Below are 24324 nucleotides of genomic sequence, written 5' to 3'. Positions count from 1 at the left end.
CTCGTCAGCCGGTGAGCTCCGCCGCCCGCACCGAGAGGGCGTAGGTGCGCCTGATGCTGGAACCGCTCCTGCGCAGGTCGGTTCCGTACACGTGGATGGACACGCTGGTGTGGTCGGCTGCGTTGCGGACCTCGTGGATATCCCCCGGCGGAACGAGGAAGTCCACGGCGCCGGCCTCGTGCACGGTGGCCTCGATGGGGACCAGGTGGGCCTGGTCCCCGTCCGCTGCCAGGCGGTAGTGGATTTCCTCCTCGGCCCCGAGGTGGACGCCGGTCACGCACCAGGCGAGGTGGTCGTGAACGGCGGTCCGCTGCCCCGGCAGCCACACCAGCGCGACGATCGAGAACAAACCGTCGGGCTCCACGTGCAGGACGTGCTGCCGGTAGGACCACCAGTCCGGCTCCAGCTGTTCCGGCGTCAGCAGTCCTTCGCCTCCGAGGTGGGGGGCGACGGTCCGGGCGACGCTGCGGGCGGTGTGCTCGGGGTTGTCTGCGCCCCCTGTGCGCACCGCCGCTCGGATGTCGGTGACAAGCCGGGCCAGCGGCAGCGGGACGGTCCTGCTCTCGGTGTGTCCGTTCACGCGGATCGTCCTTTCTCGCGGTCGGCTACGGGTGGGTCGCTGCGGCCGGGCGGACGGGCGCCCCACGCAGCTCCTCGATGCACGCGGCCAGCGTCTCGACGGTCGGAGCGTCGACGAGGGCGCGCACCGGGATGTCCAGTCCGCGCTCGGCCCGCAGCCGGCCCGCGACCGTCAGCAGGGAGAAGGAGTCCCCGTCGGCCTCGAAGAAGTTGGTCCGCACATCCACCTCGGCGAGCCCGAGCACTTCCGTCCAGGCGGTCGCGACGGTGCGCTCCGTCTCGGTGCCCGGCGGCGTGACGGCCGCCGGCAGCACCGGAACCGGCTCGGGCCAAGGCAGCTGCTCCACGAATCCGCCCTATGAGCGGGCCCGGTTCGGAACGGCGCTCGCGGCTTGGACCATCCCGTCCGCCACCCGCCACCGCCCTTCGAAGAAGACCGGGCCGTCCCCCTCGGCCATCGTCTCCGGCGGCGACAGCCGGGCGGTGAAGGTCTCGCTGTCCGGGTCGAGTTCCACTTCGGCGTCGACGAAGTCGAGCGTGACGCCACCCAGGAGGTACCACGCCTTGTAGACGCTCTCCTTGACGGCGAAGAGCAGCGTGTCCCAGTGCACCTGGGCGTTCCTGGCGACGAGTTCCGCGAGGTGGCGCCGTTCGGCCGGGGAGGAGGTCAGGCGCAGACCTCCGTCGGGCAGCGGCTGGTGAACCTCCGCATCGATGCCGAGGGAGCGGAATGCCCCCGCCCAGGCGACCACGGCCGCCCGGTAACCCGAGCAGTGGGTCAAGCTGCCGACCACGCCGGACGGCCACTGCGGTGCCCCCGCCGCGCCCCGGGGGATCAGAGCCGGCGGGATGCCGAGCCGCATGAGGGCGGTTCGGGCGCAGTGCCGGACGGTGGCGAACTCCCGGCGCCTGGCGACCGGCGACCGGGCGACCGCGTCGGCCTCCCCGGCTACAGCGGGGCGTCGGGCACGTCGCCGTACGCCTCCTCGACCTCCACACCGGGCGGCAGGAGGGTGATCACGAGGTGGCCCCGTCGAGTTCGGCCATCACGGCTTCCACTGCCTCCAGGGTGGGAACGTGCTCGATCATCTGGAAGTGGTCGACGGGAACCGCGTACTGGCGGAAGTCCGGCAGACCGAGATCCGGCCAGTCGACCACCGGTCCCGGGGTCGCGGCGATGTCGGCGGGGTCGTCCCGGTCCTCGGTGGAGAACAGCCGGACCGGGAAGGCGACCGGCTGCGGGACGAAGCCGGAGACCGCGGCGCCGACCGAGCCGAAGACGCGCACCCGGGCGTCGAAGTCAGCCGGATCCTCGCCCGAGCCGAGCTCCCGGAGCACCTCCCCGGCCCCACGATCCGCCACCTCGGCCGGCAGCCCGGCCTCGGCGACGAGCTGCCGGAGCTTCTCCTGCATGGCCTGTTCGACGGTGAGCGGCGGGCAGTAGAGGGAGGTGTTGAGCAGCAGCAGCGAGCCGATCTCCCAACCCCGGGCGTGCAGGGCCCGGGCCAGCTCGTACGCCACGATGCCGCCGACGCAGTAGCCGGCCAGGTGCAGGCGGCACGGCAGCTCCAACACCTCCAGCACCTCGGCGAAGTCCGCCACCTGCTCGGCGAGATCACTGCTCGGCAGGCCGTCCTGGACGTTCAGGCCGCGCGCCTGGAGGCCGTGCACGGGCCGGTCGGCCAGGCTGCCGCCGAGGCGGTGCAGCCCGACGACGCTGCCGCTAGCGGAGGGCACCAGCAGCAGCGGTGTGCCGGCGCCGGCCGTGTTGAGGGTGACGAGCCGCCGGTGGGCGGTGTCGGTGCCCTCGCGGAGGGCGGAGCCGATGCCGCGGAAGGTCCGCAGCTCGTAGATCCGCTGGAGGGAGATCTTGACGCCGGAGGCGCCCCGCACGGCGCCGGCCAGCTGGGCCGCCTTCAGGGACGTGCCGCCGGAGGTGAAGAAGTCCGCATCGGGATCGGCCGGCCGCTCGCCAAGGATGCGGGACCACTGGGCGGCCAGCAGCGCGTCGACGGCGTCTCGCTCTATGACGGCAGGCATGCCTCTTCCTTCCTCCCGGTGGCCAGCAGGCCGGTGAGCAGTTCCTTCACCACAGGGGCGCGGAACAGCTCCTCCGCCGTCACGCCGACCCGGTACACCTGCCCGGAGCCCGGCCAGTCGAGCCCCTCGCTCAGCAGGACGTACGCGGGGGCCGGCGGGGTCTGCGCGGGTTCCGCCGCGGTCAGGGTGAAGCTCAGCCAGGCCCGCTGCCCCCCGGTCAGCTCGACGAGGATGTCCTCGTCGAGCCCGGACGAGCATGCGACGACCACCGAGAGCAGGGAGGAACTGCCCAGTGCGAGCGCCTCACTGGCCGGCAGGCCGGTGATCGCGGGCACCTCGGCGGATTCGTCCATGGCCTGGACGAGCTCTTCCAGCAGTTCCTGCGGGGCCTCGGGGTGGGCCGGTGCCGGGTCGAGCACGATGAGCGGGACGTCCGGGCCGGGCAGCGCCTCCACGAGCGCCGACGCCAGGCCGACGGCCGAGCAGTAGGCCAGCACGGCGGCCGGGGGCGGTCCGGCGGCGGTGATCCGCTCGGCCCAGTACGCGGCCTGTTCGGCGGTCCCGACCACTCCGTCGGCGAGTCCGGGGTGGTGCAGGGGGTCGATCCTGAGGGTCCGCTCCTGCCAGCCGTCGGGCAGGATCCCGTCGAACGTCCTCCGGGGGACCTCGTTCCCGAATTCCATGATCACGAGGGGGGGTGCATCACTCGGCGCTCCTGACGGCTTCGTCGACCTTGGCGGAGAAGGCCGCGAGAACAGGGTTGTTGAAGATGACCTGAAGCCCGATTTTGACGCCGAACAGCTCACGCGTCCGGGACACGGCCCGGGCGGCGATCAGCGAGTGCCCGCCGATCTCGAAGAAGCTGTCCTCGGGACGGGGCCGGTTCCCGGTCAGCTCGTACCAGATCTCGGCGATCCGCGCCTCGGTGGCGCCGAGCGGGGCGTGTTCGGCTGCCGCGGCCTCGACCGGGATGTTCAGCAGAGCCATGACGTCGATCTTGCCGTTGGGCGTCAGCGGCATCGCGTCGAGCTGGCGCAGCACGGCGGGGAGCATGTACGCGGGCAGCCGGTCGGTCAGCGCGGCACGGATGCCGCCCGGCTCGGCCTCGCCGCAGTGGAAGGCGCGCAGCGATCCGCCGTCCTCGTCCGGCACGTGGACGACGGCCGCCTGCTGGACGCCCGGAACGGCCAGCATCTCCCGCTCGATCTCGGACAGCTCCACGCGGTGCCCGCGGATGCTGACCTGGGCGTCCCGCCGCTCCACAAACTCCAGCTCGCCACCGGCCGTCCAGCGGCAGATGTCGCCGGAGTCGTACCAGCGGTTCCCGTCCTGGTCGGCGGCGAACTTACGGCCGGTGAGCTCCGGGTCGCCCCGGTAGCCGAGAGCCAGGACGTCGCCCCCGATCAGCAGCGTCCCGGGCACACCTGGCTCGGTGATCTCGGCCCCGCCCGCATCGACCAACCGGACCTTCGCGCCGGTGATGGGGCGTCCGATCACCGGCGCGCCGCCGGTGGAGCCGCGGCGCAGATCCCTGCTGGCGGTGGTCACCACAGTGGCCTCGGTCGGGCCGTAGTGGTTGAAGACCGCGGCGGGGAAGCCGGCCGGCGGGCCCACCCGGAGGCGGTCGCCACCGGTCAGCAGAACGGCCAGGCCCGCGGGCGGTGCCGGGAGGGCGAACAGTTGCTCGGCGAGCGGGGTGCTCAGGAAGCAGTGCGTGATGGCGTTCTGCTCGATGAATGCGGCGATCGCCGCGATGTCGACGAGTATCCGCTCGTTCGGCAGCACCAGCGTCGCGCCGCTCGTGAGCGCGGCCCAGACCTCCCAGACCGTGGCGTCGAACCCCAGCCCGGCGAAGGCTCCGACCCGCACTCCGGGGCGGGTGCCGTAGGTCTCCCGGTGCCAGGACATCAGGTTCGCCAGGCCCGTGTGGCCGACCTCGACGCCCTTGGGTGCACCGGTCGAACCAGAGGTGTAGATAACGTAGGCCGGCTCGGCCGGGGTCACCAGCACCGGGTCCGCGCCGGGGCCGGTGCCGTCGAGCACCGGAATGCCGGCGGGCACCCGCGCGGCGAGCCCGTGCTGTGCGAGCACGGCGGCCGGCCGGGCGTCCCGCAGGATCGACTCGAGTCGGCCGCCCGGGAGTGCCGGGTCGAGCGGCAGGTAGGCGGAACCCGCGAGCCAGGTTCCGAGTTGGGCCACGACGCCGTCGATGCCGCGGTCGAAGAGCACGCCCACGAGGAGGCTGCCGTCGCGGTGGCCCTCGGCCTGCCGGATGCACCCGGCCACCGAGACGGCCTCCTCCCACAGTTCGCGGTAGGTCAGCTTCCGGCCGCCGCACTCGACCGCGACCGCGTCCGGATGCGCGTCGGCGATTTCGCCGAGCATCCGGACCACCGTCCGTTCCTTCACGATGCCCTGCATCAAAGACCACTCCTATCCCCGACAAGAAGTTCCTGGTACGCCCGGGCGACGCGCTCCACCACGTTCCTGCCGACTCGGTGGCCCTGGTGGGTGAGGTCCACGCGCAGTCCTCCGTCGGGCAGCGGCCAGACCTCGCAGACGAGTTCGTTCATGGCGGGCACGGCCGCCGGTGTGTACGGCCGGACGGTGCACTCCGGCAGTTCGAGCCGCGGCTCCTCGTTGCCCTGGTAGGCGAACAGCGTCTGGTAGAGCGGGTTCCGTCCGGTCCTCGGCGGGCGCACCTCCCGGACCACGTCCGCGAACCGCAGGTCTTGGCGGGCCAGGCCCGCCGTCACCACCGGCAGGGCGGCGGCGAGGGCGTCCTCGGGGGTCCGACACCCGTCCAGGGCCGGCAGGCGCAGGCAGAGGGCGTCCACGAGGCAGGAGACCGCCCGGGCCGCCTCGTTGCCGAACCGCCGGGCCAGCGCCACGCCGATCCCGAAGTCCCGCTGCCCCAGCACCCGGGTCAGGGCGGCGCCGTAGCAGGCCACCAGCGGGGCGAAGAGCGTGGCGCCGGACCGCTGGGCCAGCGCGGAGAGTGCGCCGACCCTTTCCGGCCCGACGGTGAAGACGACGGGCTGCGCCGCCTCCCGCGCCGCCGGGGCTCCGGCCGGCTGCGGGAAGTCGAGCTCGGGCAGACCGGCCAGTGCCGAGGACCAGTAGCGCAGCTGCTCCGGGTACCCGTCCGGGCCGTGTAGGGCCGCCTCCTCCTCGGCCAGCCGCCGTAGGCCGGGAGGCTCCGCGGCGAACCGCGGTGTCGCTCCGCGGAGTCGGGCCACGTAGGCCTGCGCCAGCTCGGCCACCAGGATTCCCTGGGACCAGCCGTCGAACGACACGTGGTGCACGGCGAGCCCCAGCAGCCCGGTCTCGGTCACCACGCAGCGCCAGACCTCGCCCTTCTCGATCCGCAGCGGCCGGCCGAGCGCCTCGTCGAAGCGCTCCTCGGCCACCGTCTCCACCCGGATGGCGTCGACCGGCCCGGGCAGGACGGTCACCGGTGCGTCGTCGACGCGGTAGACCGCCCGGAGGCCCTCGTGACGCCGGTGGAGGTCGTTCAGTGCGGCTTCCAGGACGGGGAGCCGCAGCGGTCCGGAAACCCGCCAGGCCACCTGACAGACGGCCGACGGGTCGTCCGGCAGCAGTTCGTGCTGGAGGCAGAAGTTCGCCTGGACGCCGCTGAGCGGGATGGGGCCGGTCTCCTCGGCCGTGCTGCTCGCCGACACCGCGGCGGCCGACTCGACCAAGGCCAGCAGGCCGGCCAGGGTCGGGGTCCGCAGGAAATCGCCGGCCGAGATCCGGCGGCCGATCCGGTCCGACGTCCGCGCGCAGAGCCGCAGCGCGTCCAGGGAGGTTCCGCCCAGGGCCGCGAACGAGGCGTCCGGGTCGGCCTCCGGGCCGACGATCCGGGCGTACTCCCCGCGGGCGATGTCCTGGTGGCCGCCGACGGCCGTGGCGGCGTCCGCCGAAGCGGGCGCCCGCGTGAGGGTTTCGAGCAGGGCGTGGCTGTCGGCCTTGCCGTTGGGGGTGAGCGGGATGGCCGCCAGCTCGCGGAATTCGGCGGGCATGCAGTGCGCGGGCAGCGATTCGGCGAGCCGGGCCCGGACGGTTTCCTCGGCGAGCGGTTCCGTGCCGGCCCCGTGCACGTAGAACAGCGCCATCCGGGAGAGGGCACCGTCCTCGTCGGGCACCGGCACCGCCACCGCCCGCTCTACCGAGGGCAGCGCGAGACAGGCGTTCTCGATCTCCAGGGGCTCGATCCGGTAGCCGCGGATCTTCACCTGCCGGTCGGTGCGCCCTCGGTAGTACAGGAGCCCGTCAGGCCCCTCGAAGCCCAGGTCGCCCGTCCGGTAGACGCGGGTCGGCACGCCGTCCAGCTCGACCGTGGTGAAGCGGGCGCGGGTCTCCTCCGGCTGTCCCAGGTACTCGTTGGCCAGGCCAGCGCCGGAGATGCAGACCTCGCCGGTCTCCCCCGGGCCGCAGAGTGCGTCGCCGTCCAGCAGGTGGACCCCGGTCTGCGGCACGGGCCGGCCGATCGGAACGCCGTTCGGGTGCTCGGTGTCCTCCAGGGTGATCGGGTGGGTCGTGGTGAAGACACAGGCCTCGGCCGGGCCGTAGCCGTTGGTCAGCCGGATCCCGGGGTGGCGGGTGAGGAATTTGCGGACGTGGTGCTGCGAGACCCGCTCCCCGCCGATGAGCAGCTGTCCGATCCCCTCGAAGCAGGAGAGGTCCTCGTCCACGAACATGTTGAACAGGGACGTGGTGAGCCAGGCGGTGTCGACGCCACGGTCGCGTACGAGTTCGGCCAGGCCGGCGGGCATCAGGTACTCGTCCTCGACCAGCGCGACCGTCCCCCCGCTCACCAGCGGGCCCCACACCTCCAGGGCCATGACGTCCCAGTACGGGGTGCCGGCGGCCATCATGGTGCGGCCGGGGCCGAGGTCGGCGAAGGTGCCGGGGCCGAACAGTCGGAGCACCGCTCGGTGCGGGGCGACCACTCCCTTCGGCGTGCCGGTGCTGCCGGAGGTGAAAAAAACGGTGGCGGCCGATCCGGAGGCGCACGGCAACTCGGGAGCCGGACGGCCGCGCCGGGCCAGCTCCCCGATCGGGGCGTCCGCACCGGTCCAGCACAGGACGCCCAGGTCCACGGGGGACTGCGCCAACAGCACCGGCGGGGCCAGGCGGCCGATGATCGAGCGGAGCCGTTCCTCGGGCCAGGACGGGTCCAGCACGGCGTACCCGGCACCGCACTTGAGGATGGCAAGGAGGGTCGCCACGAGCCGGGGGGAACGCGGTATCAGCACCGGGACGAGGGCGCCCGGACCGACGCCCGCCGCGTGGAGATCGACGGTGAGCTCGTCGCTCGCCAGGTGCAGCTCTCGGTAGGTCACCTCGGCGTCGCCCTGCCTCAGGGCGATCCGCTCGGGGTGCCGCCGGGCCTGCCGGGCCACCGCCTCGTGGATCAGCCCGCGGTCCGCGGGCTCCGGAGACCCGCTCGTCACTCGTGTCATCCCAACTCTCGTTTCAGGGTTGTGCGGTCGGCCGTCAGCGGCTCGTGCCGCGCACGGCCAGGCGTTCCAGGACGGTGATGCCGAAGTGCTGCCTCGTCACCGGCGGCCCGTCGAGGGCCAGATCCGGCCACTGTCCGGCGAGGCGCTCCAGCGCGATCTCGGACTCCATCCGCGCCAGCCCCGCCCCGAGGCAGTAGTGCGCACCGAAGCCGAAGGTGAGATGCCTCCTGATCTCCCGGTCGTAGTCCAGGAGGTCCGGGCCGGCGAAAACGGCCGGGTCGCGGTTGGCCACGCCGAGCATCAGCAGGACGAGGTCCCCTTCTGCGATCAGGTGGCCGGCCGCCTCCACCGGCGCGGTGGCGACGCGGGCCACCTGCTGGACGGAGGTGTCGAAGCGCAGCAGTTCGTCGACCACCACGGCCGGTTCGCGGCCTTGCACGCCGGCCCAGGCACCGGCGTGCAGCGCGGCCCGTACGGCCTTCCCGATGAAGGTCGAAGTGGTCTCGAACCCGGCGTAGATGAGCAGGCTGGCGGTGGCCCAGATGTCGGATGCCTCGATGGTGCCCTCCCTGCGTGCCTTGTCCAGCAGCCACAGGCCGGTGCCCTCGCGGACCTCCGAGCGCAGTGCCTCCTCCACCACGTCCGCGATCTCCCGCAGAGCCTGGTGCCCCCTGGCCCTGACCTCCGGCAGGTAGTCCGCGATCAGCAGCGCCGCGATGTCGGGCGCCCAGTGGTCCAGCCGGGGCGCCACGCCGTCGGGCAGGCCCAGGATCAGGCAGATGACGCGGCTGGAGAGCGGGACGGCGAGGTCCGCCATGACCTCCACCCCGTCCGTGCGCCCGGCCAGCAGCTCGTCGACCAGTTCCTCCACGACGGGGCGCATCGCGGCGAGCCGGTCGGCCGCGAAGAGCGGCGCGACGATCCGGCGGGCGGCCGCGTGTTCGGGGTCGTCGTTGAACATGAACCACCTGCGCACGACCTCTGCGGCCCGCTCCCCGCCCTCGTCCTCCCGGTGCAGGGTGGTGGTGCCCCGCTGCGGCCAGGCGGCCGACAGGGCGGGGTGCCGCAGCAGGGCGGTCACCTCGCGGAACCCGGAGACGATCCACACCTCCAGGTCCTCGTCCCAGCGGACCGGCTCCTCCTCCCGCAGTGGGAGGTAGTCCGCGCAGGGGTCGGCGGCCGGCTGGTCGCCGTTGCGGTACGGGCAGCGTGCGGCCTGCATCATATTCACTCGGCTGTCTCCGGGTACTGGTCGACCCGGCGCAGAGGGGCATAATCAATCTCGTCCAGGGTGTTCGGCGCCCCGTCCGCGAGGCCAGCCAGGACGGCCTCGACAGTCGCCAGGTACAGGCCGACGAGATCGGGGGGCAGGTAGTCACGGCTGGCGGTGAGCGACAGGTGGAGTCCGGAGCCAGTCGCGGCGCGAAGGTTGAAGCCCGGGCTCGCCTGCCAGGCGGTCGCGGCCCATTCGATGCCGTCGAGGAGCGGCGACCAGGGCTCCGGGGGCTCGGCGATCTCGCCGAGGAAGTTGAAGTAGCAGCCGAACAGCAGCGGGTCGGGGTTCGGGTGTCCCGCCGCGGTCAGCTGCTCCCGCAACTCGTCGAGGCTGTAGCTCCCGTGCAGGAGGCGTTCCAAGCCGCTCTGGTAGACCGCGCGCAGCACGGCCTCCGGGCAGGTTCCGCGGTCGGCCGCGACGGTCATCGGCGCCAGCTGGTTCATGCTGCTGACGAGGGTGTCCCAGCGCGAGTCGGTCCGGTTCCCGGCCACCAAGGCAAAGGTGGCCCGCTCCCGGCCTTTCAGCCGGAACAGGGCGAGTGCCGAGGCGCCCAGGACGACGGACTGCACGGAGGTGCCCAGCCGCTCGGAGATCCGGACGGCGGCCGCCATGGCCGCTTCCGAGTACAGGGCCGCCCTGACGCGGAGGCTGGTGTCCCCGGCCTGCCGGTCTTCCTCTACGAAGCCTTCCCAGGCCTTGAGCCAGTACTCGACGGTGCGGCGGCGCTGCCGCTCCTGTGCTCGTTGGGCCAGGGCGAGCTGCACCGGCTGGGGCACCGGCCCCGGCCCGAGTGAACCGCCGGCCACCAGGGTCCGGAACTCCTTCTCCAGCAGGGCGCAGGCGGCGGCGTCGACGGCCAGGTGGTGCAGGACGCAGACCAGGTGGCGGGGCTCGCCGGCGTGCGTCGCGATCACCGCACGCCAGGAGTGCTCGGACTCCACCCGGATCTCGCGCTCGGCCATGTCCGCGGCGAGGACTTCGGCAGCCTCCGCCGTCCCGTCCGGGAGCTCCACCCGGTCGAGGTGGACCGGTCGGAAGGGGTGGACGATCTGCAGGGGTTCGGCCGGGGACCGGTCGTAGACCGTGCGCAGCGCCTCGTGCCGCTCGACCAGCGCCGACCAGGCGGCCTCGGCCTCGGCGGCGGTGGTCCCGGCGGGCAGTGCGTACACCGCGGTCAGGTTCCCGTCGCTCTGCTCGTCCGGGGCGGACAGTTCCAGGTCGCGGATGACCGACAGCTGGCCGAAGGTCACGGGCGCGGCGGTCGGGGTCACGACAGCGCCCTCCTGCGTGCAGGCCGCCTCGACGGCGGCCACGAGCTCCCGCTCGGCGGAGTGCAGGAAGAAGTGGTCGCCGGGGATCCTCTCCACGCGGAAGGGGCCGTTCGTGTAGTCCGCCCACGCCTCAACCGAGGGCAGGTCCGCCTCGTCGTCCGCGTCCCCGTAGAACGCCGTGATGGGGCAGTCGACCGTGCCCGGGATGCCCGTGCCGTACGCGCCGAGGATCCGGTAGTCGGCGCGGATGACGGGGAGGTAGATCTCCATCAGCTCCTCGTTCTCCAGCAGCTCCTTCGGAGTCCCGCCCAGTGCGGCGAGCCGCTCGACGAGTTCGGCGTCCGAGAGCCGGTGGCTGTCCGCGTCGGCGGCAGGGAGCCGGGGGGCCCGGCTGGCCGAGACCAGCAGCGCCGACGGCCGGCGGGCTCCTTCGGAGCGGAGCAGTCTGGCCAGCTCGAAGGCGATCAGGGCACCGTAGCTGTGGCCGAACAGTGCGTACGGCGTACCGGTGTCGAGCTGCCGGTACAGGTCCTCGAGCAGTGCCGCGAGCTCGTCGATGGGCTCCTCTGTGCAGCGAGAGCCGCGTCCGGGGAGTTCCAGGGGCACGACGGTGACGTGGTCCGGCAGGTGCTGCTGCCAGGAGTCGTAGACGCGTGCCGAACAGCCGGCGTAGGGAATGCAGTAGAGGTTCACTTCGGCGCCTTCGTACAGATGATGTGGTCGGCCAGCCCGCTGACGGTCGGATTCCGGAAGATCTCCCTGATCGGCACCCGGATGCCGAGGCCTTCGGTGAGCCGTTTCTGGAGCACCGCCAGGAGGACCGAGTTCCCGCCAGCGTCGAAGAAGTTGGTGTGCTCGCCGACGGTGTCCGTGGCGAGGGTCCGCCGCCAGGCCTCGGCGACGGCCTCCCGTACGTCCCCCGGGGGCACCGGCGCGGCAGGTGCGGCAAGCGTCGCCGACCGATCGCCGTTGGCGGCCAGGCTCGCCGCGAGCCCGACACGGTCCGCCTTTCCGGTGCTGGTGCGGGGCAGGACAGGCAGGGCGGTGATCCTGGCGGGGTGGTGGCTCGCCGGCAGCCGGGCCTTCAACCAGGCCTGGAGGTCCGTCTCGGCCCGCTGCACCACGAAGGCCACCAGTGCCGCGGCGTCGGGCCGATCCGCGTCCTGAACCAGCACGACGGCCTGCGAGACGTCCGGGTGATCCTCCAGGACGGCCTCCACCTCGCCCAGCTCGATCCGGTGTCCGCGCAACTTGACCTGGCTGTCCAGGCGGCCGAGAAACTCCAGCGCTCCGTCCGGCCCGGGTTTGACCCTGTCCCCGGTGCGGTAAAGGCGGCGCGGGCTGTCGGGGGTGTCACCCAGCGGGAAGCGCTCGGCCGTCAGCTCCTCCCGGTCGAGGTAGCCGTGCGCCAGCCCCGTTCCGTAGAGCAGGAGTTCGCCATTCCCGTCTGTGAGCATGCCCGTCCCGGACAGCGGCTCGCCGATCGAGATGCGGTCGGCCGAGACCACCCGCGCGGCCGTGGCCCAGATGACGGCCTCGGTCGGGCCGTACACGTTCCAGAGCTCGGCGCACCGCGGCAGCAGCTCCCGGGCGAGGCTCGGGGTGAGCGGCTCCCCGCCGGTCCACAGCCGGCTGCGGGGTTCACCCGTCCAGCCGGAGGCCGTCAGCATCCGCCAGAAGCTGGGGGTGGCCTGGACGAGGTCCGGCCGGGCCTCCTCCACGAACTCCGCGAAGGCGAGCGGATCGGCCCGGCCCTCCTCCGGGACGACCGTGAAGGATGCCCCGACGGTCAGCGGGAGGAGCAGCTCTGCCAGCGAGATGTCGAAGGACAGTGCGGTCATCGCCAGGATGCTCTCGCCGGCCGCCAGCCCCGGCCGCTCGGCCAGACCCGCGAGGCGGTCGATCAGGGCCTCGTGCCCGACCATGACGCCCTTGGGCTGCCCGGTCGACCCGGAGGTGTACAGGATGTAGGCGATGGCGTCCAGGTCCGGTTCCCTCGACAGTGCCGGGAGACCATGCGCCTCCAGGGCGAACTCGCCCTCGGCCAGCTCGCGCAGGAGCAGGGCGGGGCGGGCGTCGCCGAGGACCCGGGCCCGTCTGGCCGGCGGGCTCTGCCGGTCGAGCGGCAGCACGGCGCAGCCCGCGGCGGCCGCGGCGAGGATGGCGACGGCCCCGTTGAACTGGTTGGATGCGTCGAGTGCCACCAGGGAGCCCGGCCGGACCTCCGCCGCGATCCGCCGGCCGAGCTCCTCGGCCAGCGCCGCGACGTCGCGGTAGGTGTAGGTCCGTGCGGTCCGTGCCGCCACGGCCTCGGGCGTCCGCTCCACCTGTGCCCGGACGACGTTCCACACTGTCTCCACACACGCCCCCTGGAGTTCGAAGAAGATACTGGTCAGTGGCCGACGGTCGGGAGGGCTCTGGAAACACTCCGGAGCACGGCCTTGCGCTCCTCGTTGAGGAAGAGGTGGCTGCCGGGGAACACCTCCACCTCGGTCGGACCGGTGGTCAGCTCGGCCCAGCCCTTGAGGTGCTCCTCGGCGACCCGCGGGTCCGCGTCGCCGCCGAATGCCGACACGGGGCAGGACAGCAGCTCGCCGGGCCGGTAGACGTAGCCGGCGAACAGCGAGAGGTCGGCCCGGAAGGTCGGCAGGATGAAGGCGGCGAAGTCCGGGTTCTGCAGCAGCTCCTCCGGTGTGCCGTTGAGCCGGCGGAGCTCGTTGATCAGCTCTTCGTCGGAGAGGTCGAAGTCGCTCAGCTTCCGGGACTCGTGGGCCGGCAGAGCCCGGCAGCCGGACACGATGACGCGGACCGGCTCCAGCCCCTGCTCGCGCTGGAGCCTGCGGGAGAGCTCCCAGCTGACAATCGCGCCCATGCTGTGGCCGAAGAAGGCGAAAGGCCGGTCCAGGTACGGGAGCAGGGCCGGGAGGAGGCCGTCCAGCAGCTTGTCGAGGTCGGCGATCGCCGGGTCGAAGAACCGGTCCTCCCTGCCCGGCAGCTGCACGGCGAACGCCTGGATACTCTCCGGGAGATCGGCTCCCCATTCCCGGAAGACCGAGGCGCCGGCCCCGGCGTACGGGAAGCAGAAGAGCCGGAGGGCGCTGGGCTCGGTCCGGCCGGGAATCGGCCGGACCCAGCTCTGTGCCGTCTGCGGTGGTGCCGAGTGCATGGGGTTCCGCTCCTACTGGTCGAGGGGTCGAGAGGGGTGGGGGCTGCTCAGGCCCCGTGCCAAGACTTCCACAGCGCGGCGTAGCCTCTGCCGGCCGCCAGCAGCTCTTCGTGGCTGCCCAGTTCGGTCATCCGGCCGCCGTCCATGACCGCGACCCGGTCCGCGTCGTGGGCGGTGTGCAGGCGGTGGGCGATGGCGATCACGGTGCGTCCCTTGAGTACGGCCGCCAGCGAGCGCTCGGTGTGCCGGGCCGTAGCCGGATCAAGCAGGGAGGTCGCCTCGTCCAGGATCAGCGTGTGCGGATCGGCGAGGATCACCCGGGCCAGGGCGAGCTGCTGGGCCTGCTGGGCATCCAGGCGGAGTCCGCCGGAGCCGAGCTCAGTGTCCAGCCCGTCCGGGAGCTCGTCCACCCAGTCGATGTCGACGGCGGCCAGCACCGCGCGCAGGTCCTCGTCGGTCGCGGACGGGTCGGCGATCAGGAGGTTGTCCCGGACGGTGCCGAGGAAGACATGGTGCTCCTGGGAGACCAGGACGACGTGTCGGCGCAGCTGAGCCGGGTCGAGCTCGGCGACCGGGACCTGCCCCACCGTCACCCGTCCGGTGCGTGGCCGCTCCGCCCCGGCCAGCAGCCGGCCCAGGGTGGACTTGCCCGCTCCGGACGGGCCGACCACTGCCAGCCGCTCGCCCGGGCGGACGGTGAGGTCGACGCCGTGCAGGACGTCCCGCTCGCCCTGGTAGGCGTAGCGGACGTCGACCACGTCGAGCTGGTCGTCCTGGGGCCGATCGGCGCCGGTCACGGGCGGGGCGTCCACTTGGCCGATGCCCTCGACCCGGGCGAACGAGGCATTACTGCGCTGGATCTGGTCGAGCCAGAGCAGGATCTTGTCCATCGGCTCGGAGAGCTTCCAGAAGTAGAGGGCGCAGGCGACCACCGCACCGGTGGTGACGGTGCCGGTGTCGCGCAGGGTGGCGCCGAGCAGCAGGATGGCGGCGACCGGGGCGACGTATGAGAACTCGACCACGGGGAAGAGCACCGTGCGCAGGTTCAGGGTGTAGGTGCGGGTGGCCCGGCAGCGCTCAACGGCCTCCGCGGTGGCGGTGATCCGGCGCTCCTGGAGGCCCAGGGCCTCGACGGTGCGGGCCCCTGCGGCGGTGGAGGTGAGGATCTCGATGAGCGCGGAGTTGGCGGCTCCCTCCTTGAGGTAGCCCGCGTGGGCACGGCGCAGGTACCAGCGGGTGGCGAACCAGATCCCGGAGAGGCACAGCAGCCCGCAGACGCCGAGGAGCGGGTTGACCGCGAGCATGGCGACCAGGATCAGGAGGATCTGAACCATCGCCACGGAGACCTCCGGCCCCGCGTCGCGCAGGGTGGTGCCGACAGTGGCGACGTCGGAGGTACCCCGCGTCAGTAGGTCACCGATGCCGGCGCGTTCGACGACCGACGCAGGCAGCACGAGGGAGCGTTCGACGAACCGCTCGCGGATCCGCGCCAGGGTGCGCTCGCCGAAGCGGTGGGCTGCGTAGCGGGCGAAACGGCCGAGGAGCAGCTGCGCGAGCGCGAAGCAGAGGATACCGAGGGCAAGCCGGTTGACGTGTCCGACGCCGGCGCCGCCCCGGACGTCGTCGATGATCTTGCCGAGCAGCCAGGGGCCGCCCAGGCCTGCGGCGGCGGCCAGCCCATTGAGGATCAGCATCACGGCAACCGCACGGCGGTCCTGGCCCATCAGGCCCACGGCGGCCTTGCGGACCTCGGCGGGACCGGCGATCGGAAGCCCCGCAGGGGCGGCCTCGGTCTTCGCGGTCATCGGACGGCCTCCTCGGCGGACATGGACTCGGTGTCGGTTTCGCCGCGGGCCACCAGCGCGCGGTATCCGGGCTCCGAGGCGAGCAGCTCCCGGTGCGGGCCAGCCGCCGCCAGACGGCCATCGACGAGGTAGGCGACGGTGTCGGCCTGCTCCAGTAGGACCGGTGACGTCGAGGTGAGGGCAGTGGTGCGCCCGGTCCGCGCCCGGCGCAGACCAGCGGCCATGGCGGCCTCCGTGTGGGCGTCCACGGCGGATGTGGGCTCGACCAGCAGGAGCACCTCGGGGTCCGCCAGCAGGGCGCGAACCAGCCGCAGCCGCTGACGCTGGCCGCCGGAGAGGTTGCTGCCCTGGGCCTGGATCGGGGTGTCGAGGCCGTCGGGCATCGCCTGGACGATCTCCTCCGCCGCGGCATCCTTGAAGGCCTGGGCGATGGACGGGCCGGTGTGTTCGGAACGGCCGCCGACCACGCTGCGCAGCGGCCCGGAGAAGAAGTCGGCGTCGTTGTCGGCCACCACGATGCGGCTGCGGACCTCCGCCAGGGCGACCTCGGCGAGCGGAACACCGCCCCAGGTCGCCGCGGATGCGCTGTACCGGCCGAGCCGGTCGACCACGGCCGCGGAATCGGCCGGGCGGGCGCTCACGATTGCGGTCATCCGCCCCGGGGCCAGTTCCACACCGGAGTCGGCGTCACGCAGGGTCGACGGTTCCCCAGGGGCCGGCCGGAGCGTCGCGGCGTCCTCGACTGTGGGCTTCAGGGCGAGCACCCGGATCACCCGCCGAGCGGCCACCAGGCCCCTGGTGAGGTCGTATCCGCCTTCGATGAAGTTGGAGACGGGCACTACCAGGACGGCGACGTAGCCGTAGACGGCGACCAGCGTGCCGATCGTGATGGTGCCCTCGGCGGCCATCCGTGCGGCGAGCCAGGTCACCAGCGCGAGGAAGAGGGCGGGCAGGCCGACCGAGAGCGCCTGGATCCAGCTGGTGACGGCGCCGACCCGGTAGCCCTCGCCCTGCAGGTCCTGCGAGCCGCGCAGGTAGCGGCTGGCCATCATCTCCTTGCCGCCGATGCCGTTGAGCACTCGCATGCCGCCGACGATGTCCCCGAGCCGGGCCGTCAGCGCCCCCTGCTGTTCACGGTACTTGGACTCCGCACCCTGGAGGCGCTCCAGCAGCGGCCCGACCACCACCACGAGCAGGGGCACCCCGAGGAGGACCACGAGGGCGAGCGGGACGGAGATCGACAACAGGAGTGCGGCCGCCACCAGGTATGCGACGACCGCGCCGACACCCGGGCCTGTGATCGTCAGCGTCTGGCTCATCTGCGCGACGTCGCCCACGCCGATGCTGGCCACCTCGCCGGTCGACACGCGGCGCGGCAGTTCGGCACCCAGCCGCGCGGAGTGTGCGACCACGACCTTGATGGTCCGGAAGGTGGCGTCCATGCGGACCCGCGTCATGATGCGGTGGCGCATGATGCCGAGCCAGGCATTGAGCAGCGCGGCGCCGACCAGTGCGGCCACCCAGCCGACCAGGGTGCCGGTCTTCCCCGACTGGAGCCCGTCGTCGACCGCGCGCTGCATGAGGTACGGCGGCAGCAGGAGACAGACCATCCAGAGGGTGCCGATCACCGTGCCACCCGCCACCCGCTGGCGCTGACTTATGGTCAGCCACCACAGATAGCGGGCGGCACTTCGGTGATCCGGGGTTCCCGGGTCGGCGTACGAATCCGTCATGAGTGAAACCCTAACCGTCTTCCCTGGGCCTTATCCAGAATTTTCTTCCACTCCCCGGCGCCTGCGGTTATAGTCACCATGGACAAAGGAGGTGTTCATCATGCAGAAGCAGCTTCGCGGTATCTGCGCAGGATTCTAGAACCGGCTCGGCCAAGCCAATTGAAGCCGACGTGCGGGGGGGGTAGATACCTTTCCCCCGCATTCTACTTCCGGTCATAAAACCCGCCACAGATTATCCAGCGAAACATCGGCCAGGGAGTTCTCAGAGCCCTTGCACATATTGATGAGACCGGCCTCGATCGAAGCCGCAAGAACGGCTGGGAGATTCCCTCCGAGGTAGTCGTGGCTCGCGCCCACTCCGATGAGGATTCCCTTCCCCGTGGCCACGGCCAGGTGGAAGTTCGGACCCGACCTCTGGGTGGACGGACGCCACTCGATCCCGGTGTGCAGGGCGGACCCGGCGGCCGGCTCGGCGTCCACGTCGCCGAGGAAGTTGTAGTGCTTGGCGAAGGCGGTGGGGTCCTTCTCGGGCACGCCGGCCTCGCGGAGGCTCTCCTTGAGCGCGTCGACGTCGTAGCAGCCGTGCATGTACGCCGTCATGGACTGGACGTAGCAGGCCCGCAGGTACTCCATCGGGTGGGCCTCGTCGTCGACCGTGACGGTCACCGGGGCGAACTGGTTGAGCGAGCCGACCAGCGGCACCCAGCGGGGCGTGAGCCGGTTGGCCGCCATCAGCGCGAAGCTCATCTGCCGGGTGCCCTTGAGCCGGGACAGCGCGAGCGCGCCGACGCCGAGCACCACCGACTGGACGGAGACCTTCAGCCGGTCGGAGAGCTCCTGCGCAGCGGCCAGCCCGTCCAAGCTGTAGAGCGACGCCCGGCGCCGCTTGCCGGAGTCCCCCGGGTCCCGGTCCGCCGGAACGATTCGCCCCCACGTCTCGGTCCAGTGCCGGACGCTCCGCGTGTTCGGCTCCTCCTGCTGCTCCTGCGCCATCTCCAGCGGTTGCACCACCGGGCCGAGCGTCCCGCCCTCCAGGAGGAGGCCGAGCTGCTCCTCCAGCACCCGCAGGGCGCCGTTGTCCGCCGCCACGTGGTGGATCACCGTGACCAGATGGAGCGCGTCCCCCTGGTAAGTGGTGACGAATGCTCGCCACGGCAGTGCGGTCTCAATGTCGATCGGCTCGCCGGCCGCCTCGGCACCCAGCCGCAGGGCCGCCGCGAAGCTGTCCTCCGCCAGCTCCACCGCCGGCACGCGGGACGGGCGGTGGGGGTGGACCTTCTGGACCGGCATCGGGCCGCTCAGGTTATAGGTGGTGCGCAGCGACTCGTGCGCCGCCACCAGCTGCAGCCATGCGTCCATCACCTGGGCCACGCCGACGCCAAACGGCACCTCCCAGACGCTGACCAGATTGGCGACCGACCGGTGGCCGGGGCCGTGCGTCTCCAGCGAACGCAGTACCGACAGTTGGCCGTAGGTCACCGGCCCCGTCCAGACCTCGCTCACAGCCGGACCGCCCGGACGGCGAACTGGCCGAGCATGGTCTGTTGAATCTGCGAGGTGCCCTCAATGATCTCCATCACCTTGGCGTCCCGGTAGTGGCGCTGGACGGACGCCTCCGCTCCGATGCCCTGGGCGCCGTGGATCTGCACCGCGTCGGCGGCGGCCTTGACGGCGACCGTCGAGGCCCGGTACTTCGCCAGCAGGGTGTGGTTGACGGCCTCCACCTCCCCCCGCTCCTTGCTCACCCCGGCGTGGTGGCAGAGTAGGCGGGCCGTGATGGTGTCGGTGAGCATGTCGGCCAGCATCTGCTGGACCAGCTGGTGGTTGCGGATCTCGGTGCCGTACTGGGCACGGCGGCCCGCGTACTCCGTGGAGGCCTCCAGACAGGCCTGGGCCAGACCGACCGAGCCCCAGGCAGTGCTGTAGCGGCCGAGGTCGAGCGCGCTGGAGGCGACGAAGGTGAGGCCGAGGCCGGGACGCCCGACCAGGTCGGCGGCGGGGATCCGGCAGTCATCGAAGGTGATCCGGCCGAGCATCGAGCCGCGCAGGCCGAGCAGGCCGTCGAGCGCCTCCACCGTCAGGCCGGGGGTGTCCCGCTCCACCAGGAAGGCCGTGTGCTGCCCCTCGAACTTGGCGAAGACGAGGAAGAGGTCCGCGATCTGCGCGAAACTGATCCACTTCTTGGTGCCGCGGAGGACGATGTCCGTGCCGTCGGCCGTAGCCGTGGTCTCGACCGCGGCGGCATCGCTGCCGACCTCCGGCTCGGTCAGGGCGAAGGCAGCCAGTGTGCGGCCCGAGGTGATCCGGGGGAGCCACTGCTGCTTCTGCTCCTCCGTTCCCCACTTGTGGATCGAGTGGGCGACCATGTCGTCCACGGCCACGAAGTTGCGGATCGACTGACAGCCGCGGCCCAATTCCTCGGTGAGCAGCCCGTATTCGATCCAGTCCATGCCGAGGCCGCCGAATTCCTTGGGGATCAGCGCACCGAGGTAGCCCTGCCCGACGAGGTCGGCGACCACCTCCCGGGACATCGACTGCTCGTGGTCGAAGCGGTCCGCCTGCGGCACCAGGGAACGGTCGGCGAAGGCTCGGAACTCGGCGTGGCGCCCGGCCTGCTGCGGGGAGAGGTGACTGAGTATCAACGGAATCCTTGCGACGGTGGGGCGGGCGGGCGCGGCGCTCCGGTGGGAGCGGCGGCACCCGGCCCGGGGAGCAGGGGGCTCAGCCGGCGGTGGCGGCGGCGAGAGCCGGTCCGGCGTCGGAGGCGGTGTACCGCTCGCGGCCGGTCAGGTTGACGAGTACGACCTTGTCCGGGGTGATCCGGCGGGCCGCGGCCTCGTTGCGCAGCGCGGCGATGGTCGCGGCCGAGGAGTGGCAGACGTCCAGCCCCTCCAGCTCGCGGAGCATCGTACGGGCCTGGACCAGCTCGTCCTGGCTCACCGAGACGATGGCGCCGCCGCTCTCGGCGGCGATGTCCCGCATGTAGGGATACGTGGCCCGGCCGTCGCCGAGCAGAATCGCGCGGGCCAGTCCGGTGGGGCGCTCGATGACGTCGTCCTCGGTCAGCTCGGCCCGTCCCTCGCTCCAGGCTGCCGCCATGGGCGCGCAGGTGTCCTGCTGGACCATCAGGAGGCGCGGCGGGGAGGTGAGCCGGCCGCAGGCGAGGTACTCGGCCACTCCCTTACGCACGGCCATCATCCCCATGCCGCTGCTGATGGCCTGGACGACGACGTCGGGCTTGTCGTCCATGGCCTCGAAGGCTTCCAGGTAGGTGAGCTTCAGGCCCTCACGCCGGGCCCAGTTGAAGAACCCGCCCTCCCAGACCAGCCCGTTGCGGGCTGCGAACTCCTGGGCCGCCTGGGTGGCCTGCGCGTAGTTGCCGTCCACCACGGTGAGGGACACCCGGTCGCCGGTCTCGATGTCGTGGTCGCCGGTGAAGTCGCGGCCGCAGAAAAAGTGTGCCCCCATCGAGGGGTCGCGCTGCACGGCGCGCGCCAGGGCGGTGGAGCTGTTTCCGGTGCTGGAGGCAACGAACTCGTTGATCCCGAACTGCCGGAACACCGCCAGGACCACGGAGGCCAGCCGGTCCTTGGTGGTCCCGGTCGGCTGCTGGGACTCGTCCTTCACCCAGAGGCGGGGCAAACCGATGGCCGCTCCGAGGTGCGGGGCCGGCCGGCAGGGGGTCCGCACACTGATGTCGGCGTCGAGGAAATGCTCGGATTCGACTGGGAGGAAGTCCAGGTAGGCCAGCTCGGGCCGGCCGCTGTCACGCTCGGTGGCGTTCTCCAGGTTGATCCTGGGATCGAGGGCACCCGAACACCGGGGGCATCGGAGCCTGAATTCCGGATCGGACTCCCAGCCGCAATCGAGACAGAACAGGCGGTACTTGGGTGGCACTTCGGCCTTTTCACGGTGGTTGACGACCGGCATTTTGCCTTTCCCCCACAGAAGGTCCCGGAGAATGAATCGACTGGCCCGAATCTATGTCGGAGCCACAACGCCAGCACATCTGCCTACGACCGGGTTGGCTGTACATGGACTGTCTGGCGGTACATCGAAGACGTTCTTCCGAACGGTCTTCGTGGAATCCGGCCCGGGCCCCGGTACAGGATCCGGGCCCGCGCGGCGGCCGTGGCGCCACGGCACGGCCGCTCAGGCCAGCGCCCCGAACCGCCCCCCCATGAGGGCGCGCGACTTAAAGCCGTTGGGCCCGCAGGGCACGTCGCCAACGACGGTCGTGCGGTGCACGATCCGCTCTTCCTCGAACATCAGCCCGTCCACCGGCCCGGCATGGGCCACGGCACGGTTGTCCCACATGACCAGCATATCCTGCTCCCAGCGGACTCGGGCGTGGATCTCGTCCCGCCCGGCGAGCTCGTCGAGGAGGAAGTCGAGCAGGGCTGCACTCTCACGGGGCTTGAGGCCGCGGATGGCCTGGAGGAAGACGGCACTGACGAGCAGGCTGCGTGCACCCGTCTCGGGGTGCACCCGAACCAGCGGGTGGACGGCCGCGAAGGGGCCGGCCGGCTTGCCGTCGAACCGGCGCGGAGGCCGTCTGCGCCGAGCTGCTCGGGGCCCGGACCCCCGCCGCGGTCGCGCTCCGCGGCGGGCTGCGGTACGTTGCGGAGCTCGCACCAGTGCACCTGCGGGAGCAGCCCAGGTCCGCACCGGTGCGCCCGGACGGGGTGTACCTCATCACCGGCGGCCTGGGCGGGCTCGGGCTCGCGGTCGCACGCCACCTGAGCCGTTCGGTGCCGGGTGCGCGGCTCGCCCTGGTCAACCGCACCGAACTGCCTCCGCGCGAGCGGTGGGACGAGGTCGCCGACGCCAGGCTGCGCGGGCAGATCAAAGCACTGCGCGAGCTGGAGCAGAACGGCGCTGAGGTCCGCAGCTACTCCGGTGACGTCACCGATCTCACGGCGATGCAGGCGGTCGTCGCGAAGATCCGCGCCGAACTCGGCGCGATCGGCTGTATCATCCACGCGGCCGGCGTTGCCGGCGACGGCTTCCTCTTCCGCAAGGAAGCGGAAACCTTCCGCCGTACGCTTGACCCCAAGGTGCTCGGCGCCACCGTGCTGGACCTGGTCACCCAGGACGATCCACCGGAGCTCATGGTCAACTTCGGCTCCACGGTGGCGATCTTCGGAGCGGCCGGGCAGGGCGACTACACTGCCGCCAACAGCTACCTGGACCACTTCGCCGAACAGCGCTCCGCACGCGGCCGGTGGACGGTGACGGTCGACTGGAGCGACTGGCTGGAAACCGGAATGGCCTTCGACCACGGAGTCCAGCAGGACCAGGGCTTCTTCCGGTCGGTGTCGGTCGAGGACGGTCTCGGCAGCTTCGAGGAGATCATCTCCTCGGCCTGCAGCCCGGTGATCGTCGGCGAGATCAACTATCCCAGGCTGGGCGCATCCGGCGGGCTCACGGAGCTGCTTCGCCGCGCTCCGCTGGTAATGGCCGCCCCGATCCGGCAGGCTATCGCCGCCGCCTGCGGCGACGGCGGCGAATCCGCCGAGACGGCGCCCGCCACCCCGTCCGACGGCGAGCCGAAGCTCTTCGGCAGGGAGAGCGGCGACTTCAGCGACACCGAGCGCGCACTCGCCCGGATCTGGGCCCGCGAGCTTGACCTCACCGAGCTCAACGTGCACGACACCTCGTTCGCGCTCGGTGTGGACTCGCTGGCCGCGCTCCGGATCGCCCAGAGCATCCAGAAAACCATGGACATCCGGGTCTCCATGGTCGACCTGTTCCGCTACGTCACGATCGCGGACCTCGCCGCGCACCTGGACACCAAGGACACCCAGGAGTGATCAGGCACACCCGCTTCCCTCTCTATCGCACGAAGGTGGTACCCCAGTGAGCATCCGAACCATAGGTGTGATCGGCGCCGGCACGATCGGCCGCGGCGTCGCCCAGTCCTTCGCGGAGTCCGGATTCGAGGTGGTCCTCGTGGACGTCTCGCAGGCCCAGCTCGACAGCGCGACGGAGCAGATCGGCCGCGACCTGCTGGTACAGCCGATGTTGCTCGGCAAGCCCCTGAAGGATGACGCCAAGACCGTACTCGCCCGGATCACCACCGCCACCGAGCTCACCGCGCTGGCCGATGTCGACTTCGTGGTCGAGAACGTCACCGAGGACTGGGCCGTCAAGCGGTCGGTCTACGAGCAGATCGACACGATCTGCCGGCCCGGGGTGATATTCGGTGTGAACACCTCGGCCGTGCCGATCACCCGAGTGGGCTCGGTCACCGGGCGGCCGGCCGAGATCCTCGGGCTGCACTTCATGAACCCTGTCCCGATGATGGACACCGTCGAGGTGGTCAGCGGGCACTTCACCAGCGAGGCGACGCTGGATACCGCCCTCGGCCTCCTGCCGGAGATGGGCAAGGAGGGCATCATCGTCAAGGACGCCCCCGGCTTCATCACCAACCGGGTCCTCATGGTGACCATCAACGAGGCGATCTTCTGCGTCCAGGAGGGGGTCGCCTCGGCCGAGGACGTCGACAAGATGTTCCGCGGCTGCTTCGGCCACAAGATGGGCCCCCTGGAAACCGGTGACCTGATCGGCCTCGACACGATCCTGAACTCGATCACGGTCATGTACGAGAGCTACAAGGACAGCAAGTACCGCCCCGCCCCGCTGCTCCAGCGGATGGTCGACGCACGACTCCTGGGCCGCAAGACCGGCCAGGGCTTCTACACCTACTAACCCGACACAGCCAAGGAGAACATCCACATGACGAACGACGACGTGCGCGCCCGGGTCCGCGAATTCCTCGCCCCGCAGCTGGCCGGCCAGCCCCTCGCCGACAGCGACGACTTCTTCGCCCTCGGCTACGTCAACTCCCTCTTCGCGATGCAGCTCGCGCTCTTCGTGGAAAAGGAGTTCGCCCTGACCCTCGGCCCGGCGGACATGGACTTCGATAACTTCCGGACGGTCGACGGCCTCGTCCGCCTCGTCACGTCGCGGACGGCGACGGCGGC

General features: G+C 71.5%; 20 protein-coding genes and 1 pseudogene. 3 read left to right on the top strand and 18 right to left on the bottom strand.

Annotated features, from left to right (window positions below; translation table 11 throughout):
- Positions 1–4: 4 nt before the first annotated feature.
- The 18 genes and pseudogenes from RND61_RS23625 to RND61_RS23540 form a co-directional block, all read right to left on the bottom strand.
- Positions 5–580 carry a cysteine dioxygenase family protein gene (locus RND61_RS23625; RefSeq protein ID WP_315880072.1) on the bottom strand — a complete coding sequence of 192 codons (576 nt, stop codon included), beginning with the start codon at positions 578–580 and terminating at the stop codon, positions 5–7.
- Between the two features lie 25 nt (positions 581–605).
- Positions 606–926, bottom strand: a complete 321-nt coding sequence (locus tag RND61_RS23620; RefSeq protein ID WP_315880071.1) for a phosphopantetheine-binding protein — start codon at positions 924–926, stop codon at positions 606–608.
- Between the two features lie 9 nt (positions 927–935).
- Positions 936–1361: a 4'-phosphopantetheinyl transferase family protein gene (locus RND61_RS23615; RefSeq protein ID WP_315880070.1), complete on the bottom strand. Its 426-nt coding sequence runs from the start codon at positions 1359–1361 to the stop codon at positions 936–938.
- A 21-nt stretch (positions 1362–1382) separates the two neighbouring features.
- A pseudogene (locus tag RND61_RS23610) lies at positions 1383–1463 on the bottom strand (4'-phosphopantetheinyl transferase); the annotation flags it as partial.
- Between the two features lie 133 nt (positions 1464–1596).
- Positions 1597–2619, bottom strand: coding sequence for a thioesterase domain-containing protein (locus RND61_RS23605; RefSeq protein ID WP_315880069.1), 1023 nt, complete (start codon positions 2617–2619; stop codon positions 1597–1599).
- A complete protein-coding gene (locus RND61_RS23600; protein ID WP_315880068.1) occupies positions 2604–3302 on the bottom strand; it encodes a hypothetical protein in 699 nt (232 codons plus the stop codon). Before RND61_RS23600 ends, RND61_RS23605 begins: the two co-directional genes overlap by 16 nt.
- A 19-nt stretch (positions 3303–3321) precedes the next feature.
- Positions 3322–5040: a non-ribosomal peptide synthetase gene (locus tag RND61_RS23595; protein ID WP_315880067.1), complete on the bottom strand. Its 1719-nt coding sequence runs from the start codon at positions 5038–5040 to the stop codon at positions 3322–3324.
- On the bottom strand, positions 5040–8087 hold the full coding sequence (locus RND61_RS23590) for an amino acid adenylation domain-containing protein (RefSeq protein WP_315880066.1): 3048 nt from the start codon (positions 8085–8087) through the stop codon (positions 5040–5042). The genes RND61_RS23595 and RND61_RS23590 overlap by 1 nt, the downstream gene beginning before the upstream one ends.
- A 34-nt stretch (positions 8088–8121) precedes the next feature.
- Positions 8122–9312 carry a cytochrome P450 gene (locus RND61_RS23585; RefSeq protein WP_315880065.1) on the bottom strand — a complete coding sequence of 397 codons (1191 nt, stop codon included), beginning with the start codon at positions 9310–9312 and terminating at the stop codon, positions 8122–8124.
- A 2-nt stretch (positions 9313–9314) separates the two neighbouring features.
- Positions 9315–11327 (bottom strand): alpha/beta fold hydrolase, encoded by a 2013-nt coding sequence (locus RND61_RS23580; protein ID WP_315880064.1) that lies wholly within the window; start codon positions 11325–11327, stop codon positions 9315–9317.
- Positions 11324–12994, bottom strand: a complete 1671-nt coding sequence (locus RND61_RS23575; protein ID WP_315880063.1) for a non-ribosomal peptide synthetase — start codon at positions 12992–12994, stop codon at positions 11324–11326. Before RND61_RS23575 ends, RND61_RS23580 begins: the two co-directional genes overlap by 4 nt.
- A gap of 32 nt (positions 12995–13026) precedes the next feature.
- Positions 13027–13800 (bottom strand): thioesterase II family protein, encoded by a 774-nt coding sequence (locus RND61_RS23570; protein ID WP_315880062.1) that lies wholly within the window; start codon positions 13798–13800, stop codon positions 13027–13029.
- 47 nt (positions 13801–13847) lie between these two features.
- Entirely contained in the window at positions 13848–15605 is a 1758-nt protein-coding gene (locus tag RND61_RS23565; protein WP_315880061.1) for an ABC transporter ATP-binding protein, read from the bottom strand.
- A complete protein-coding gene (locus RND61_RS23560) occupies positions 15602–17338 on the bottom strand; it encodes an ABC transporter ATP-binding protein (protein WP_315880060.1) in 1737 nt (578 codons plus the stop codon). Before RND61_RS23560 ends, RND61_RS23565 begins: the two co-directional genes overlap by 4 nt.
- Before the next feature lie 213 nt (positions 17339–17551).
- Positions 17552–18841, bottom strand: a complete 1290-nt coding sequence (locus RND61_RS23555) for a condensation domain-containing protein (RefSeq protein ID WP_315880059.1) — start codon at positions 18839–18841, stop codon at positions 17552–17554.
- Entirely contained in the window at positions 18838–19980 is a 1143-nt protein-coding gene (locus RND61_RS23550; protein ID WP_315880058.1) for an acyl-CoA dehydrogenase family protein, read from the bottom strand. Before RND61_RS23550 ends, RND61_RS23555 begins: the two co-directional genes overlap by 4 nt.
- Before the next feature lie 79 nt (positions 19981–20059).
- Positions 20060–21268 carry a threonine synthase gene (locus RND61_RS23545; RefSeq protein WP_315880057.1) on the bottom strand — a complete coding sequence of 403 codons (1209 nt, stop codon included), beginning with the start codon at positions 21266–21268 and terminating at the stop codon, positions 20060–20062.
- 222 nt (positions 21269–21490) lie between these two features.
- The gene (locus RND61_RS23540) at positions 21491–21973 is read right to left on the bottom strand and encodes a TauD/TfdA dioxygenase family protein (protein WP_315880056.1); all 483 of its coding nucleotides are present in this window, start codon (positions 21971–21973) and stop codon (positions 21491–21493) included.
- A 50-nt stretch (positions 21974–22023) separates the two neighbouring features.
- Here RND61_RS23540 and RND61_RS23535 point away from each other — a divergent pair, with 50 nt between their 5' ends.
- The 3 genes from RND61_RS23535 to RND61_RS23525 all read left to right on the top strand — a co-directional run.
- On the top strand, positions 22024–23151 hold the full coding sequence (locus tag RND61_RS23535; protein ID WP_315880055.1) for a beta-ketoacyl reductase: 1128 nt from the start codon (positions 22024–22026) through the stop codon (positions 23149–23151).
- Positions 23152–23197: 46 nt separating this feature from the next.
- Positions 23198–24049 (top strand): 3-hydroxyacyl-CoA dehydrogenase family protein, encoded by an 852-nt coding sequence (locus RND61_RS23530; RefSeq protein ID WP_315880054.1) that lies wholly within the window; start codon positions 23198–23200, stop codon positions 24047–24049.
- Between the two features lie 27 nt (positions 24050–24076).
- The coding region (locus RND61_RS23525) for an acyl carrier protein (protein WP_180333205.1) at positions 24077–24324 on the top strand (248 nt) is incomplete at its 3' end.

Source organism: Streptomyces tamarix, from assembly GCF_032423885.1.
GTDB lineage: Bacteria > Actinomycetota > Actinomycetes > Streptomycetales > Streptomycetaceae > Streptomyces > Streptomyces tamarix.
This window is presented reverse-complemented; position numbering and strand designations above follow the sequence as displayed.